10 protein-coding genes are annotated in these 16,134 nt (G+C 34.0%); 8 read left to right on the forward strand and 2 right to left on the reverse strand.

The features are described from left to right. Positions 1 to 3 precede the first annotated feature (3 nt). The 7 genes from HNR31_RS14940 to HNR31_RS14970 all read left to right on the forward strand — a co-directional run bounded on the left by HNR31_RS14940 (position 4) and on the right by HNR31_RS14970 (position 10,720). Positions 4 to 1,908, forward strand: a complete 1,905-nt coding sequence (locus tag HNR31_RS14940; protein ID WP_181557006.1) for a TnsD family Tn7-like transposition protein — start codon at positions 4 to 6, stop codon at positions 1,906 to 1,908. Then, the gene (locus HNR31_RS19175) at positions 1,880 to 3,442 is read left to right on the forward strand and encodes a Tn7-like element transposition protein TnsE (protein ID WP_181557007.1); all 1,563 of its coding nucleotides are present in this window, start codon (positions 1,880 to 1,882) and stop codon (positions 3,440 to 3,442) included. The genes HNR31_RS14940 and HNR31_RS19175 overlap by 29 nt, the downstream gene beginning before the upstream one ends. A 253-nt stretch (positions 3,443 to 3,695) precedes the next feature. Further along, on the forward strand, positions 3,696 to 4,022 hold the full coding sequence (locus HNR31_RS14950; RefSeq protein ID WP_181557008.1) for a helix-turn-helix domain-containing protein: 327 nt from the start codon (positions 3,696 to 3,698) through the stop codon (positions 4,020 to 4,022). Between the two features lie 29 nt (positions 4,023 to 4,051). Then, the gene (locus tag HNR31_RS14955; protein ID WP_181557009.1) at positions 4,052 to 5,308 is read left to right on the forward strand and encodes a DNA methyltransferase; all 1,257 of its coding nucleotides are present in this window, start codon (positions 4,052 to 4,054) and stop codon (positions 5,306 to 5,308) included. A 146-nt stretch (positions 5,309 to 5,454) separates the two neighbouring features. Then, positions 5,455 to 7,473, forward strand: a complete 2,019-nt coding sequence (locus HNR31_RS14960) for an ATP-binding protein (protein WP_220129557.1) — start codon at positions 5,455 to 5,457, stop codon at positions 7,471 to 7,473. Further along, positions 7,460 to 8,848 (forward strand): DNA double-strand break repair nuclease NurA, encoded by a 1,389-nt coding sequence (locus tag HNR31_RS14965; RefSeq protein WP_181557010.1) that lies wholly within the window; start codon positions 7,460 to 7,462, stop codon positions 8,846 to 8,848. Before HNR31_RS14960 ends, HNR31_RS14965 begins: the two co-directional genes overlap by 14 nt. 816 nt (positions 8,849 to 9,664) lie before the next feature. Beyond that, on the forward strand, positions 9,665 to 10,720 hold the full coding sequence (locus HNR31_RS14970) for a hypothetical protein (protein WP_181557011.1): 1,056 nt from the start codon (positions 9,665 to 9,667) through the stop codon (positions 10,718 to 10,720). A gap of 720 nt (positions 10,721 to 11,440) precedes the next feature. Here the strand turns inward: HNR31_RS14970 and HNR31_RS14975 are convergent. Beyond that, the gene (locus HNR31_RS14975; RefSeq protein ID WP_181557012.1) at positions 11,441 to 13,411 is read right to left on the reverse strand and encodes an ABC transporter permease; all 1,971 of its coding nucleotides are present in this window, start codon (positions 13,409 to 13,411) and stop codon (positions 11,441 to 11,443) included. After that, entirely contained in the window at positions 13,408 to 14,154 is a 747-nt protein-coding gene (locus HNR31_RS14980) for an ABC transporter ATP-binding protein (protein WP_181557013.1), read from the reverse strand. Before HNR31_RS14980 ends, HNR31_RS14975 begins: the two co-directional genes overlap by 4 nt. Positions 14,155 to 15,433: 1,279 nt before the next feature. Here HNR31_RS14980 and HNR31_RS14990 point away from each other — a divergent pair. Then, entirely contained in the window at positions 15,434 to 16,126 is a 693-nt protein-coding gene (locus HNR31_RS14990) for a response regulator transcription factor (protein WP_181557015.1), read from the forward strand. Positions 16,127 to 16,134: the final 8 nt, after the last annotated feature.

The raw sequence follows: 16,134 nt of genomic DNA on the forward strand, positions 1-16,134 counted from the left end.
TCCATGCTAAGTTACTTTCCAACCTTATATAACGATGAACTTTTGTATAGCTGGTTTGCACGATATCATATCCATTCGTCTAATATTAGCCCTAAGCAAACGATGAAAGATTTATATGGGAAGACGAATATCGTGGCTGTTCCTGATTTACCAACAAACTTAAACGTTGTTTATGAAAAATTGAGGCATTTCCAAGTACCCGACGTAGCTCAATGGATAAAGAAGCACACATTATTTCGTTATTATACAACCTTTGCAACATCAGAGATAAAACACAAAGTATATAGGGCTATGGAAAGTGGTGAACATTCAGGAGCTATCCATATGATGACAGGGATAATGGCAAACGCTATTAAGGAATGGACTTATTTTCGTTTTTGTCCTCGATGTTTTCAAGAGGATATAGAAACTATAGGTGAGTCGTATTGGAAAGTCTCTCATCAATTACCTGGTGTATATATGTGTCTTAAACATAATCAGTATTTATGCGATTCTTCTGTTCCATTCCGTGGAAAAAATAAACATGAGTTTATTGCAGCATCTCCAAGTAATTGTATTAGGTTAGGAGTCAAAAAGGTATTTTTAGAACGTACAGAGAGGTTTTTTCAAATTCTAGCAGAACAAAGTGTAAAGCTTATTCAAGGAGATTTTCATTTCACATGGGAGGGTATCCAATCATCCTATCGCTATTTATTACAACGACATGGATACGCAACGATTAATGGGAAAGTTAATCAGCAACTGTTGGCTGAGCAATTTACATTATTTTATGGTGAAGAATTTTTAGAAGCCATGCAGTCCTCTGTTGATATTTTGAGTGAATCCTGTTGGCTCAAAAGCATAACACGCAAACATCGTAAATCTTTTCATCCTATTCGCCATTTATTGCTTATTTACTTTCTGGGAGAAGAAATAGATACCTTTTATCAATATGCTCACAAGGAGTATAAGCCGTTTGGCGAAGGACCTTACTTTTGCTTAAATCCTGCTGCCAAGCATTATAAACAACGAGTGATTCCCAATGTTAAAACAACTATTTGTACAGACACAAGAAGACCTGTTGGCACATTTGAATGCACGTGTGGATTTATCTATTCCCGCCGGGGACCGGATAAGAGTGAACAAGATTTATATAAAATTGGTCGCATCAAGCAGTATGGACAAGTATGGTTGGATAAATTACATCGCATGATACATGTTGAAAAATTGAGTTATTATGCAGCAGCAAAAGAATTGCAATGCGATATTATGACAGTTATCAAGTATGCGAATAAAGGAAAGCCAATAATAACAGATAACAAGCTAGATGAGTTAGAATTAGTGAAATCTAAAAAACAGAAGGAATGGATGAAACTATTAAAGCAACATCCCAATAAATCAGTTACGCAGATTAGAAGTATAGAACCTGCTCTTTATGCTTGGCTTTACCGACATGATCGGGAGTGGTTGAAAAAACATTCACCTAAGCAGCCTAACAGGCAGTCATCGCATTTAAAAATTAATTGGTCTGAAAGAGACGAAGAAGTTCTTAAAGAAGTCAAATTAGTTATAAAGAAACTTAAAAGTGCTGATAAGCCTATCTATATTAATAAAAGTCGAATAGGTAAAGAAATTCGAAAGTTATCGCTACTAGAAAAACATTTGGATAAGCTACCTAAAACAAAGGAATATATCCTTCAACAAATTGAAACGAGAGAACAATTTCAGATTCGTAGAGTAAGATGGGCCTGTCACTATTTGTTCAGTAAGAATGAATCAGTTATGGAATGGAAAGTAAAACGGTTGGCCGGTTTAAAGGGGAATGTTGCAGAAAAGGTACAACAAGCTATTAATGATGAAATCATAAAGTATCAGCAGCTAAGAGTGGAAGGTGATATAGGTGGTAAAAATCAGACCATGGCCCTTTAATCAGCAACAAGTCGTATCATTACATTGGTTTGGGAATGTCAAACAGGGAAAAGACCAGCAGTGGTATTTACAAGCAGCTTTTAAAGAATCAAAAAAATGCCAGATCCTTGAGTTACCTATAGGTGCATTTCCTCTATTAAGATTAGGACAATTTTACAGAGACGGCTTGCCTCTATCAACGCAAAAAGCAGGGAGTTACAATCAAGTAATGATTGAAGATTTGGGAAAAGGCAAAACGACAAAGGCGATTGACGCTTGTAAAAAATTTGGTTACTTCTTATACAAGATGCCCGAACTAATCCATCAACATGTTTGGTCCTTTTCTTCAAACGGAATAACATATTATGTTTCACATGCAGAACTTATACGTGCCTTATATGTTAAATACAAGCTTTTAGCTAACGCACTGTTGAGACCCAATGGATTAGATTTCCTTATCAATAATGTCCATTATCTAAATTCGCAAACAGTGTTTATAGAATTAGCCCATGAAATTCCTTCCACAATTGTTACTAATGAATTTGTTCATTACATGGCTTGGTTATATTTAAACGATGAAATTAAAAAATCTTTTTGTTCCGTTCAAACTAATGCTTATAGCTATGCGGCAAATCAAAATGTCTCATATGGTATTCCGTTAGAGATGGCCGTCCCATCCATTCAGAATACCAGGATTGCATATAGAGGGATACAGCAACAAAATGAGGTATTGATATTAGAATTGCTTGGGATTGATAATATAACGCTTCCTGTGTTTCAAATCCAATACAGTCACAAGTCTATTAAGAGAAATGTTTATACGAATGCTCCCAAAAAGACGAGGATTTCACAGAAAAATGGAGATACAGAATATGTATTAAACGAAAAAAACGGAAAGCGATCAAAAGAGGATACTCATCAACTAGTCATTGAACAAGAACCCACTCAATTCGCTTTCCGTCATTCAGTCGTCATTAAAAGAATATCAAAACAAGCGCAGAAAGTGAACAAGGGAAATGCCTATATTTCAAATAAAGGTCGTGGCGGAGCTACTCAGCAGCAGATTGTTGGAGTAGATGAATCCATTTTTGGTGGAACGGTTGCACCCATTGAATTTCGAACATTGGAAATCGCTGATTCTATTGCTAATTACGGTTTGGAACAGTTTTTTGAGATGATTCAACGTTTATCTAAAAGCTATCCTCATTTATCAGTTTCTGTAAATGTAGTATTTCTGCCACTAGGAAGAAAATTTTCTCGGTTGCCAGACGGAAGAAGGCGTGTTTGTGCCGTTGCTAGAATAGTGAACCAAGGCAAAGTTTCATACATAATTGAGGTGGCAGTTCCTGATAACCGTTCTATCTCGACTTTAATTATCCCATCGGTTGGGAGCTTATACAAAGATGAGTCACACATTCAAAAATTGCTTAGAAATCTTGTTTACAATAGTGGGAGTTGGAGTAATTCATTTTTGCAGATGATTCGGCATACGAAAGTAAAACACATTCAGGAAACACCTCAAAATTGGGCTCAAAGGTTAAGTAGATATTTGTAGAGAGATTGGTGCAAAATATATGTATGAATAAGTGTAATGCAACTATTTTTAGCTCTTCCCTCTTATGTTTTAGTTATATTATAAACAGGAACATAGAAAAGTTGACAAAACAATGTTGGAAAGATAAAAATTATAAAATTTACTTATACTTTTATTTGCTACAATTGAAATCTAAATTGCATTTATTGTTAATATTTAGTATAATTTTACTATGTGATGAATTTTAAAAATCTGTTGCTGAGGTAGAAATATTTTGAGAGAGCAAATAGTACGAAGAGTTATTTATCATGAAGAGGTACTAAGGAAAGCAATTAAAAATCAAGATTTTAAAACAGCTTATGAAAGTCAACTATTGATACAAGAATTACAGACTATCTTAAATCAATATAAAGAAGAAATTAATTTAAAAGAGATAGTTAATGAGTACTATTATTCAACAAAACAAGTTGCAAAAAAACTTAACAAATCACACGCAACTATTGTAAGAAGTGTTCAAAATGGAAAATTAAAGGGTGTTAGAGTAGGAAGGGATTACTTCTTTTTAAAGAAATATATTGATGAGATGGCATCAAAGAAATAACTTTAACCATTTGGGGTGAAGATTACAATATGGTAGCATTTTTGATTCATAGAGAGAATTCGCAAGTTGAAGAAATTACATATACATGGAGAAATAAACCGAAAAGATGGGGACATAGTTTTCATCCGATGTGCTCTTATTTAGCAATGTTTCCGCCCGGAATGCCAAGGTATTTTATAGAGCAGTTTACTGAAGAAGGTGACGTAGTATTAGATCCTTTTTCGGGGAGAGGGACAGCACCACTAGAAGCGTGTATAGCTGGTAGGATAGGAATTGGTGTTGATTTAAATCCACTAGCTTATTTGTTAACTAGTGCAAAGCTAAATCCTCCTTCTCTTGAAGAGGCGTTAAATCGTATAGAAGAGTTAAGAGAGATGTATGAAAAACCTGATATAAGTGATGTGCCTGAAGAAATTTTTATGCTTTTTGATGAAGATATTACCTTACCACAACTAGTATTTATTAAGAATAGGTTTGCAAATTGGAAACATGACTTGTCTAATGTCGATCGTTTTTTGTTAGCAGCTTTAATGGGAATAATGCATGGAAAACATAGAAAAAGTGGTGGAACTAGTTACTTATCAATAAGTATGCCCAATACATTTTCTATGTCCCCTAATTATATTAAAAATTTTATAGAAAAACATGGATTGACTAAACCTAGGGTGGATGTTTTTGATCAACTAATTAACAAAGTTAAAAAGTTATACAGAAATAATAGACCTACAAGACAAGGATATGCATATTTGGCTAATGCAAAAAATTTTATAGAATTAAATAATGAACATATAGTAAATAGAAATGTAAAAATGGTATTTACTTCACCACCTTATTTAAAGGTAGTGAATTATGGAACATTTAATTGGATTCGTTTGTGGTTATTAGGCGAAGATATTAAAATGATTGATAAAAATTTAAAATTAGATGACAATCACACTCTGGATAGATATGTAGATTTTATGGAGCAAATTATTAGGCAGTGCGAAGAAGTTCTAGTAGATACAGGTGTTGCGTGCTTTGTGATAGGTGATGTTGCAAGCCCTCGAAAAGAGCCTTTAAGGCTTGCAGAATATGTATGGGAAAAGCTCAGGGACAGAACTAATATGAGACTTTTCGGAATTGTAGAAGATCATCTCCCTTCTTCCGATAAGGTTACCCGGATATGGGGAAAAACTCAAGGGAATGCAACCAAGATAGACAGGATATTGATTCTCTATAAGGGAAATAGACCTAACTTAAGATATTCTCTAGATTCACCAGCAATATTAGAACGTTTTACTTTTTAATAGAAACAACTCTCCTTAAATGTTTGTATAGGGGAGTTGTTTTATTTTTGTAATAATATATATTTATTTACTGTAAAAAAATGTAGTGCAAATGTTTTTGTGATACAATTAGGGTAAAAGTTGTATATTTATAGAGGTGATTTGTTATGTCTATGGAACTATTTAACCAGATGACGAGTGTGGATTTATTCGCGCTAAAAAATTCTAAAGATCAATATGTTGGAAGACCATTTTATCTTAATTATGAGAAAGCAGGTATACTTACTTGTGATGCATGGAAACAAAAAGTAAAGGGTTTACCTCAAGGTGCATTTTTATTAGCATTTTACGAGAATGAGTTAGATGTAGATGAAGCATTATTGTTACGAGTTTTAACTCCAATTAAACTACCTACTGATAACGATATTGTAAGTGCTATGGTTGAATATTATAAAGATGATCTTGATACTTCAGGACCTGAAAATAAATTGGATCAATTTACGCGGTACGAGTTTAGTTTTTCTGGATTAGAGTGTAGGATACTAGGGACATTTTATAAAAATGAAAAAGGTCATACTTGTTTTGGAGCAGATGTAGAAAATTTTTATGCTCCGAACAATTATAAAATTTATAAGCCAACTCCTGAAATATTAGAAGCCATCATTAACTTTAAATCAAATGGTTTTATAACCAAAAATGAAACCGATGTAAGGTTTGGAAAAGTGCGTTATAGTTCTAGTACAAGATTTCAGGCGAAGGAAGATGAGGTTCCGGTTTACGTTACAGCTCAGGACTTTTTAGGAAAAAGAACAGCACTATTCGGGATGACAAGAACAGGAAAATCGAATACAGTTAAAAAAATAATAGAAGCCACAGTTGAATTAAGTCAAAAGGCTCCTAGTACTCTTGAAAATGCTTCCGAAAATCAACCTTTTACTAATAATGGGTTACCCCAATATCCAGTAGGACAAATAATTTTTGATGTAAATGGTGAATATGCCAACCCTAACTTACAAGATGAAGGAACAGCAATCTTCGAATTGTTTAGAAATGATGTAGTTAGATATAGTGTATTGGAAAAGCCTGATTTCAAAGTATTAAAAGTTAACTTTTATAAAGATATTGAAGCTGGTTTTGAACTTATTAAAGCTGCATTAGCTGAAGAATCAGGGGATTATATAAAGAATTTTATGGCTGTTGAATTATTAAGCCCTGAAAAAATTAGTTCTATTGTGGATAGATCGACAAAAGTTAGAGCGGAAAGAGTTTTAGCTGCGTACAAGTGCTGTTTAGCGGCTGCTGGATTTAAGCCTCCTAAAAATGGTAGATACATTAAATTTTCTGGAAATGAAGAGTTAAATAAGCTAGTTAAGGAGGATGGAAGTATTGATCCTTCTAAGGGTGTTTCCTTAAAAGAAGCAACAGCCTGGTTTGAAAAAATATGGGAAGAATATAACAATAAAAATTCATTTTTTGCTCAATATGAAAAGAAAAAAGGTCATGATTGGATGGATAATGACTTAAAAGCAATGTTGATTATGTTAACAAGAATTAGAGAAGGAGGAAAGCAGCCTTCTGTTAGTGGTTACATAAAGCTAAGACCCCTAGGGGAACTCCATACTGATTCTGAGGACGAGTCGTATGAAATTAGTATACTAAAGTATTTGCGGCAAGGAAAAATTGTTATTATAGATTTATCTCAGGGTTTACCTAGTATACAAAAGTTGTATTCGCAACGTCTGTGCGAAAAAATATTTCAAGATGCAATGAATAATTTTATTCAAAATAAACCCAATAACTTTATTCAGTTCTATTTTGAAGAAGCTCATAATCTATTTCCAAAAAAAGATGATAAAGATTTAAGTCAGATATATAACCGTATTGCTAAGGAGGGAGCAAAATTACACTTAGGATTAATATATGCAACTCAAGAAGTAAGTTCTATTAGTTCCAACATTCTAAAAAATACTCAAAACTGGTTTATTTCTCATCTTAATAATCATGATGAAATTAAGGAATTACGTAAATATTATGACTTTGAAGATTTTACGGACTCGTTAATTAGATTTAGTGCGTCGAATGATAAGGGATTTGTAAGGATGAAGACTTACTCAAACTCGTTTGTCATTCCAGTTCAAATTGATAGATTTTTAGCAGAAAGGAATAATCACAATGAGTTATTCTAGTAAGTATGGTAAGCGTCCTAATGAATATGCCAGTAAGTCTGCTCATACTCAAATTATTAATGATCCAGATTTAAAGAATTTTTTGATATCTTGTAACTTTCCAAAGAGTTCATTAGAGGTTACAATAGACAGCTCAAAAATATTGGTTATTGATGAAGAAGCTCCAACACCGATCAAGTATATTGTAGCAGTAGATGGAGGATATGATTCTGTGTCTGCGCAGAAGACATATCCTTCTGCTACTATTGCTTTTTTTCAATTTGGAGCGCTAATGTTTAAAGTTGAGGATTTAATTTCTATTAGTGATCAGCCTTTTATTCAACCAGAAGATATGCAAAAGTTAAAGCAGATGGAGAGGCTTAAATTAGCTCTTCCAGTCTGCAATATTACTATAGAAAATGAGAAAAACTTAATAAATTCGGTTCGAAAAACAATATATAATTTCTTTATGTCCAAACCTCGAAAGTTGGAGGAAAGGACAAGCAATTTTATGAAAACATTATATTGGTTGATTTTTTATGAATTTTTACCAAAAGATAGCAATGAACGAGTAAATGAATATATCTTATCAAATTGTCCTTGTTGTCAACAAAAAGGTGTTATTTTAGAAAAAGAGAAAATGAGGCATGATTACACGTTTACATGTTCTAACCCTAACTGTCAACAGATTATCTACTTAACTGATGTATTTAGATTACATGAAGCGATTGATAATGAACTGGGGGCTGGGGGAATCTTAGGGTATCTTACCTCTCTCTTGGAACAGTTTGTTATTATCGATCTAATAAGAACAATTTTTGATAAGAATAAACAATGGTTGAAAGAAACATTATTTATAAAGGACGGTCCTTTAGGTTTTTTTGGACAAACAGCTAATATGTTTAGGCATGTGAGAAAATTGTTAAATTATTTAGATAGTTTGGGTTTAACGATTAACTTAGTGGGAATTGAAAAAAGTGGGGTTTTTGTAGAACACGCTCATCAAATTCAATCTAAATTGGATGAAGGAACTGCCTTTATGTTAAGTAATGATTATATTTATGGTAACATTCTTCCATCCAAAGATGATAATCAAGATCCTTACGCATCAACTTCATATTACAGTGGTAAATTAATATATAAAACTAAGTTAGGACAAGTTTTTGTAGTAACTATTCCCACAAGTACATCTGATGTCTATCTAAACCCAAGTAAACCTTTATATATGAACATCGATAATGTTTTAGTTAATTTGTCAAAATTGAAATGTGATATGTATGACAACGCTTTATTCCCTGTAGCTTTGGCAAATAAACTGGTATCACTATCAAGTCATCCAAGTTCTGCTATTTTGGAGCACTTTTTTAAAGATACAGTCAATAAAAAAAGTATGTAATCAATTATGAGGATTTTGTTCTTTAGTAGATTAGGAAGATACAGGCAGTGTTTACGAAAACAGATATAACTTTACTCCTGGCCTAAAATTAAATAACTTTTTTATTAGTACTGAAGGAAACTTTGGTATTTTTAAACATTTTTTAGAAAGTTTAAAAAGTGTTTATGTGTATAACAAGAATTAGGTGTTGGAGCAAGTTTTTTAAACAACTTTTTTGTTATTGTTTTATAAAAGCCTCAGCCGTTCTCTATGAAAATTAAACAACTATTTTTTAATACCGTTCGGATCTCTGAACGGTGTTATGCATATTTTGAACCTCAAAATTAAACAACTTTTTTGTAATTGTACAGTTTTTGTTGAATGACAAAAAAGCCGGGAACTGAAAGCCTGTTGGTCAATCCAGCAGGCTTTTGTTTTTTATGTTGAGTAATAAAAAAGTTGTTTAATTTTCATTATCAAGACCTAAATCATAAAAATCCCTAAAAACAAAGGAGTACAGTTTTAAGGTAACTTTCGAATGAATTATGGCTAATTGTAATTTATGATAAATTTCTCTTGAAATTTCGAAATATTCACAGATAATCTATGTTATTATTTAATTAGATTGTCGTAGTGGAAGGTGCATTCTATATTTATCGCAAATTATTTGTAGTTTATAAGCGAATTAAGTTATTTAAAAAGATGGTATGAAGTTGGAATTTTATACCATTATTTTCTATTTTTCTTTATAATATAAAATAGAAGAAAAATATTTCGATATTAGTAGAGAAAAGGGTAGAAATGTGTATCCTTAAAAAATAACGGAAGGTGAATTTTGTGATTTTATTAGACACGATAGCTTATAATACGTTCTTAGATATAGTTAGAGGTAGAAATCCAAGAAAGATTAAAGATTTGAATGAAGAAAAATTCAAAAATTTTATTATGGATTATGAAGGAGAAAAATTTATACATAGTGCTACTTTATTTGAAATCTATATGAAGGATCTAAAAAGCTCAGATTTCAATAATTTTAATAAGTTTGTGGATGATTTCAATGCTCTAAAAAAGTATAATATTAAAATTTTGAACGAAAGTACATGGAATTTTGATTGGCAATCCTTAGCTACTGCATGTGAAAATGATGAGCCTTATGATATGGGCGTGTATATTGAAAGTAAAGTAGAGTATGAAGTTACAAGTATAAGCAGATATTTTATGTATATTTTGTTGATTGTATGCGATAAATTATTTGATACATATGGTGATGAAGTAGGGATTGAATTATTTAATTCCACTATGGCCTTTAATCGTACTTTAATAGATAGTAAATTAAAAGAATATTTATTGGATTATTATCTTACAGATCAAAAAAAAGAAATTTCTTCTAAAAAGTTTGACGTTTTATTAGGCTATATCATAGATAAACTTGAAAATATAATTAAAAATAGATTAACTATAAAAAATATGTTTGAAAGACCTGAAAACTTCTTATCTAAACAATACTATGATTATGAAAAAATTGACCAGCTTAGTCTAAGTGGGGTACAAAAAGCTAAAGAAATTTTAAAAGGCATAAAGGGTAAGGAACTTAATAAATTAATTAGTAATAAAATAGATGAATTTGAAGCTCAAGTCATTCGTGAAGGCAGACGTTTTCTTACACCTAATGAAAAAATTTATTTTAATTCAGTTCTTTTACCTAAAGCTTTACAACAAGGGTATAAGGTTACGAAAAATGATTTTACTGATTGCTGTATATTTTCAGCGTTCGACTGTATAGAAAAAGGCGATAAGGGTGTTGTTATTACTTTTGATGGGGTGTTAAGGAACCTAATGAAAGAAAAGGGTATATATTATGATGAGGGGATATATAAACAAATATTTAATTAACTCTATTAATTTTATAGTTATTCACTAACTGATAATTTTAAGAATTTAAGGAATTTTGATAAGGGGGGATGTTTAATTTACAAAATATTGTTTAAAACTCTAGCAATATTGTTCCACTAAAGGGCCAGATGGTTGAGGAAAAGGAAGAGTAAAAATACTAATTAAAGATTGTTTGTGAAGTATTATACTTAAACGAGCAGGATAGTTAAAGAAGATATATTTATAGGGGGCCTGACGTCAAACGTCAATTATACGATGATACATCTTTTGGAAGAAAGAACCCTGATTTCCTTAAGCTAAGCAGGAATCGAGAGCCTTTTTATGTACGTAACGGACGAAGCGAATGAACAGCATGAGATTTACCGACTGTAAAGCTGTACTCGCCTAAAAAATTAATATGCTCTCAGCCAAGAGGAGAGATATGCAGGAGCAAATCTTCAGCATTCGAACCCCCGCAAAAAAAAAAACAGCTGCTGATTCGGGCCAGAGGGATTGGTATCAGCCAAAAAACCTTCCGTGAATTTTTAGTCGTGGTTTTATCAGAGGAACGGGACGAACGTATACGAAGTCTACCGGAATGAGTTTATATTTGGCTCAGCAATTATCGAACAAGCTCATTTATTAGCTGCACGTCCGAGGTCAACGTATATACCCAATTTATCATTCATTTTCCGAAGGATGATGATCCGTATTTATTTTTACAGCAAAAAAACGCAATGACTAGTTCATTGCGTTTTTTTGGTTCACAATTTTATAGTAAACACTGGTAGAGGATGAATAAAACAGAAAATAGATGACAAAATACACGATCAGGACCCCTGAAATAATCGAAGTGATTTGTGGGTAATCTTTAACCTCCTCCATCGCTGGATAACTCAAGAAAAACCAGCTGTGAAGCATGCCGAGGAGGAGCGCAGGCAAGAACACAAACAATAATTTTTTGCGAATGACCCACTTCATTTCACTGTCATCGACTCCAATCTTTCGTAAAATCGAATATTGTCTTTGTTCTTCCGTCGCTTCTCGTAATTGCTTGAAGTAGATGATGCTTCCTAAGGCGAATACTGCGATGACCGCAAGAAAAGCAGCTGAAAATAGCAGCAAGGATGAACTTTCAATATCAATCGTATAAAGATCAACAAACGCAGCGTAGTACGCTTCTGGCGTTTTTGAAACAATGGCATGAACTTTTCGCGATAAAGCAGCAGAATCTTTGGCATCTTCGATTTGATAGATTTCGAACGAGACAAGGGCTTTCTCCTGCTTTAGTCTTGCGAATGCTTCATCGGAAATGATCAATACGGAAGGTTTCTTACTAGCCTCACCGTTTGAGTCTGTAGCCATACTTAGTAAAGCATAGTCCTTTTTTTCAACTAGATTGAATGTCGTTTCTTCCTTAAGGTTTACTGTAAATTTTGGCTGTTTGCTTTCTGTAAACTTGATTGGTTTATATGTTCCTTGTGAAAGGACAACTGCTTCTTGATTCTGCAAATTTACTTGTTGATCATCGCCGCGCAGGCTGACGATGTCATTAAATTGTGACTCAGGGAACAGAAGGAGTTGCTCTGTAAAATTATCTGTGCCGTCAAAGGCGATTTTCCTGTCTGTAACTGGTTTTGCAGACAGCCCCTCGATTCTCTTATGATAGATAATCGGATGATCTTTCTCAATGATTTGTTCAATTTGCTTCTGTGTTTTTTCATCCTGCGATGTAAACGCAATATCGTTCGGAAATTCTTTCCTTGCCGAATCAAATTGAACAGAATAGTTAATCGAAACGAAGCCTACTAAAAAAATGATTACCGCACTGAATAATGAAATGAAGGTGAGGTTCAAGGTATTTCCACGAATCGAAAAACGCAGAGAGGAAATCCATAGCACCTTGTTGCCCTCATGATATTTTTTCCCTTGGCTAATCTTCTCCAGTACCCAGCCGAAAAATTGACGGAAAAATAAGTATGTCCCACCGATGATTCCGACTGTCAAGGCAATCGCGCTCGCCATGGTGTATTCTTTCCAGTAAACCGAATCTCCCTCCCGACTAATGAGAAAGTAGGCTATTCCTAACAACAGGATGGATAATAACGCAAGCCATGTGGAAAACTTAAGCGGTTTTTCCATTTTGGCTTTTGCATGAAATAATTCTACCAATTGGACCCGGCGTACACTCAGGTAGCTTTGCACACTAATAATGCCTATTAGTAATACGAATAAAAGAATGGTCAATCCCACTGCCTCGATCGGGAAGGCAAAAGAAATCACATCATCGTATTGCATCAGATTCATCAACAGCATGCCAAAGAATTTAGATAGCAACCCGCCGGCCAAAATCCCACTGACGAGTGAAATCGCGCTCAAGAATAATGTCTCAAGAAAGACCATCAAGGCAATTTGCCGTTCACTCATTCCGTAAAGCAAATACATCCCAAATTCTTTTTTTCGCTGTTTCATAAAAAACGAATTAGCATAAAGGATGAAGAAAATAATGAACAGGAATACCACAACAGACACGACGGATACGCCGATTTGGAAATTCTCTTTATTTTCAATGGCTGCTAAAATATCGTCGTTGAACATTAAGGATGAAAACGTAAAGTGAATGATGACCCCAATGAGCATGGAAATGAAATAGATCGAATACAGCCGAAAACTTCGTTTAATGTTGCGCCATGATAAATCGAGCAAACTCATCGTCGGTCGCCTCCTATGGTACCTTGAATCGTCAGGATTCGGTTGAAGAATTCCTTTTCCGATTGTTCTCCTTTAAACATTTCATTGACGATTTTTCCGTCACGGAGAAAAATCACGCGCTGGCAGTAGCTCGCTGCATACGGATCGTGGGTAATCATCAGAACGGTTGTCTTAAAGGTTTTATTGAGCAATTGAATTTGTTCTAGTAGTTGGGTAGCAGATCGGGAATCAAGTGCACCCGTCGGCTCATCGGCAAACACAATCGCAGGATTGGTAATGAGCGCCCGCGCTGCAGCCGTGCGCTGCTTTTGGCCACCGGAAATTTCAGACGGATAATGATGTAAAATCGATTCAATATTTAACACTTCAATCAATTTTGCTAATCGCTGCTCCATTTCTGCGACAGGTGTTTTTTGTAACGAGAGCGGCAGCAGGATATTTTCTTTCACCGTCAAGGTATCCAGTAAGTTGTAATCTTGAAAAATAAATCCCATTCGTTTTTGACGGAATTCTCGTAAGTCTTTCTTTTTCATATCTAACAGCGATTTTCCCTCGATCCAAACATCCCCGCCATCAAAGCTGTCAATCGTTGAGAGGGTGTTCATTAATGTCGTTTTCCCAGAGCCAGAAGGCCCCATAATCGCGGTGAACTCCCCTTGTTCAATTGTCAAGTCAATATTTTTTAAGACTTGTGTTTTTCCGTAAGATTTCGATAAGTTCTTTGTTTGTATAATTTTAGCCATTGTTTTGTCCTCCTTCACCACTATACTATACCGACTCATTTGCCCGCCAACCATGACAGGTGTTAGTGCTATTTTCTCCGGCTGTTAATTGCTTTTTGCTGTTCTGTATCCTTTTAAGAACATATTCATTCATATTGTTTTCCCTCCCTAAATCATACTTTTACAACGTGTTCAAAAGAATGATAGTTATCATCAACCATCCGTTTGAATCTAAAGAATTCAAGACTATGCATCCTTGAACTTCTTTTTTCATTTTGAACACTTTTTACTATAAGGAGAAAAACATAAGAAAGGCTTAAGATAAATCTTAAGAAAACCTTAAGTTTTAAGTCGATATCCCATTCCCCAAATCGTTTCGATATACTCTTCATTCGGATTCACTCTCGAACAAATTGGCTTTTGTGAATAAATTCTTGGGGGAGAACATGGATCTGAACATGGTTGGAATTTCATGCTCATGGGACTTAAGGAATTAGTTGAAACAGGAAAAATTAGCTATAAAGGATAATAATCGTTTGAGCAATCAAAAGTGGTTACAGCGCCTTCAAATATGGACAACGGGCGAGTGTGTTACGTTCGTTATTCCAGAAAAGGGCGCTTTTCTTGAGCAAAGAAAAGATCTTTTTTCTTGTATATCAAGGGTTCCCACGGTTCGATAATTTGTTATTGTCTGCGATTGTTGAATAATTTGCGTATAAAAAAGACTCTCCTGGAGCATAATAGATCTAAATTAATTGATTTATAACATGGGAGAGTGAAAGATTAATATTATTATCAGGATCTTAAGAAAAGTATCAATTAGATAAAAAAATTGAGGGATATTCACCTCTTACATTAAAAACATATTGTTTTCAAAATACTCTCTTGTTACGATTTTTCGGTGATATTAAGATCGGTGAACTTACTACAGAGAAATGAAAAGGGTACCTAATACAGGTTGGAGAACACTTAAAGTGTCTAGTTTAGAACACAGGCTTCGTTGCATTAAATCACTAAATCACTATTCAAATGGACATATAATGAGGGCTTTATTCCTAAAAACCCTGCTGCAAAATTAAAAGAACCGAAATTAGGAAAAAGAATTCCAAAATTCCTTTCAGAACTAGAGATTGAGCATCTCAGGGAAGCTTGTCATACCTCCATTGAAATGCGTTATTTGAATTTTTGTATTCTACTGGCTGCCGTATTGGGAAAGCCGTAAAATTAAATCGTGATGATATTAATTTCTCAACGAATTCAGTTATTGTACATGGGAAAGGTGATAGTGAGGGTGAATAAGATGAATGATTCAGTAAATATTTTAATAATTGAAGATGATGAGGATATTAATCGATTACTTTGTAATATTATCAGCAAAAACGGTTATACTCCTAAGCCCGCTTACTCTGGGACTGAGGCGATCATTTATTTAGAAAGTCAAAAATGGGATTTGGTCCTGCTTGATTTAATGCTTCCTGGTTTGTCTGGCGAAGAAATTCTAAGGAAAGTAACGAAAGAGAGTAATGTTCCTGTCATTATTATTTCTGCAAAGCTGGAAACACAAACAAAAATCGATGCTTTGAGGGCTGGGGCGGATGACTATATTACGAAACCTTTCGATATTGAAGAGGTTTCTGCCAGAATCGATTCTTGCTTAAGAAGATATCGACGTATGGCGGATATGCCAACAACCAATCAGATTCGCCATAAAGATCTTGTAATGGATACAGATGCAAAAAAAGTGTTTGTGAATGGGAAAGAGCTAAAATTAACAGCGCGTGAATATGAGATATTGTTTCTATTGATGTCCTCCCCCAAGAAGGTATTCACAAAAGCTAATTTGTTCGAGAGTGTTTGGAAAGAGGAATTCTACGGGGACGATAATACGATTAATGTTCATATGAGTAATTTAAGAAGGAAGCTCTCGAAAGCGAATCCGAATGAAGAGTATATCGAAACGATTTGGGGGATGGGATACCGACTTAAAACTTAAGGTTTTCT

The organism is Thermaerobacillus caldiproteolyticus (assembly GCF_013761245.1).
GTDB classification, from domain to species: domain Bacteria; phylum Bacillota; class Bacilli; order Bacillales; family Anoxybacillaceae; genus Thermaerobacillus; species Thermaerobacillus caldiproteolyticus.

Coding starts and splice junctions, on each gene's coding strand:
- HNR31_RS14940 (WP_181557006.1), top strand. CDS start 4: ATGCTAAGTTACTTTCCAACCTTATATAACGATGAACTTTTGTATAGC.
- HNR31_RS14955 (WP_181557009.1), top strand. CDS start 4,052: ATGGTAGCATTTTTGATTCATAGAGAGAATTCGCAAGTTGAAGAAATT.
- HNR31_RS14960 (WP_220129557.1), top strand. CDS start 5,455: ATGTCTATGGAACTATTTAACCAGATGACGAGTGTGGATTTATTCGCG.
- HNR31_RS14965 (WP_181557010.1), top strand. CDS start 7,460: ATGAGTTATTCTAGTAAGTATGGTAAGCGTCCTAATGAATATGCCAGT.
- HNR31_RS14975 (WP_181557012.1), bottom strand. CDS start 13,411: ATGAGTTTGCTCGATTTATCATGGCGCAACATTAAACGAAGTTTTCGG.
- HNR31_RS14980 (WP_181557013.1), bottom strand. CDS start 14,154: ATGGCTAAAATTATACAAACAAAGAACTTATCGAAATCTTACGGAAAA.
- HNR31_RS14990 (WP_181557015.1), top strand. CDS start 15,434: ATGAATGATTCAGTAAATATTTTAATAATTGAAGATGATGAGGATATT.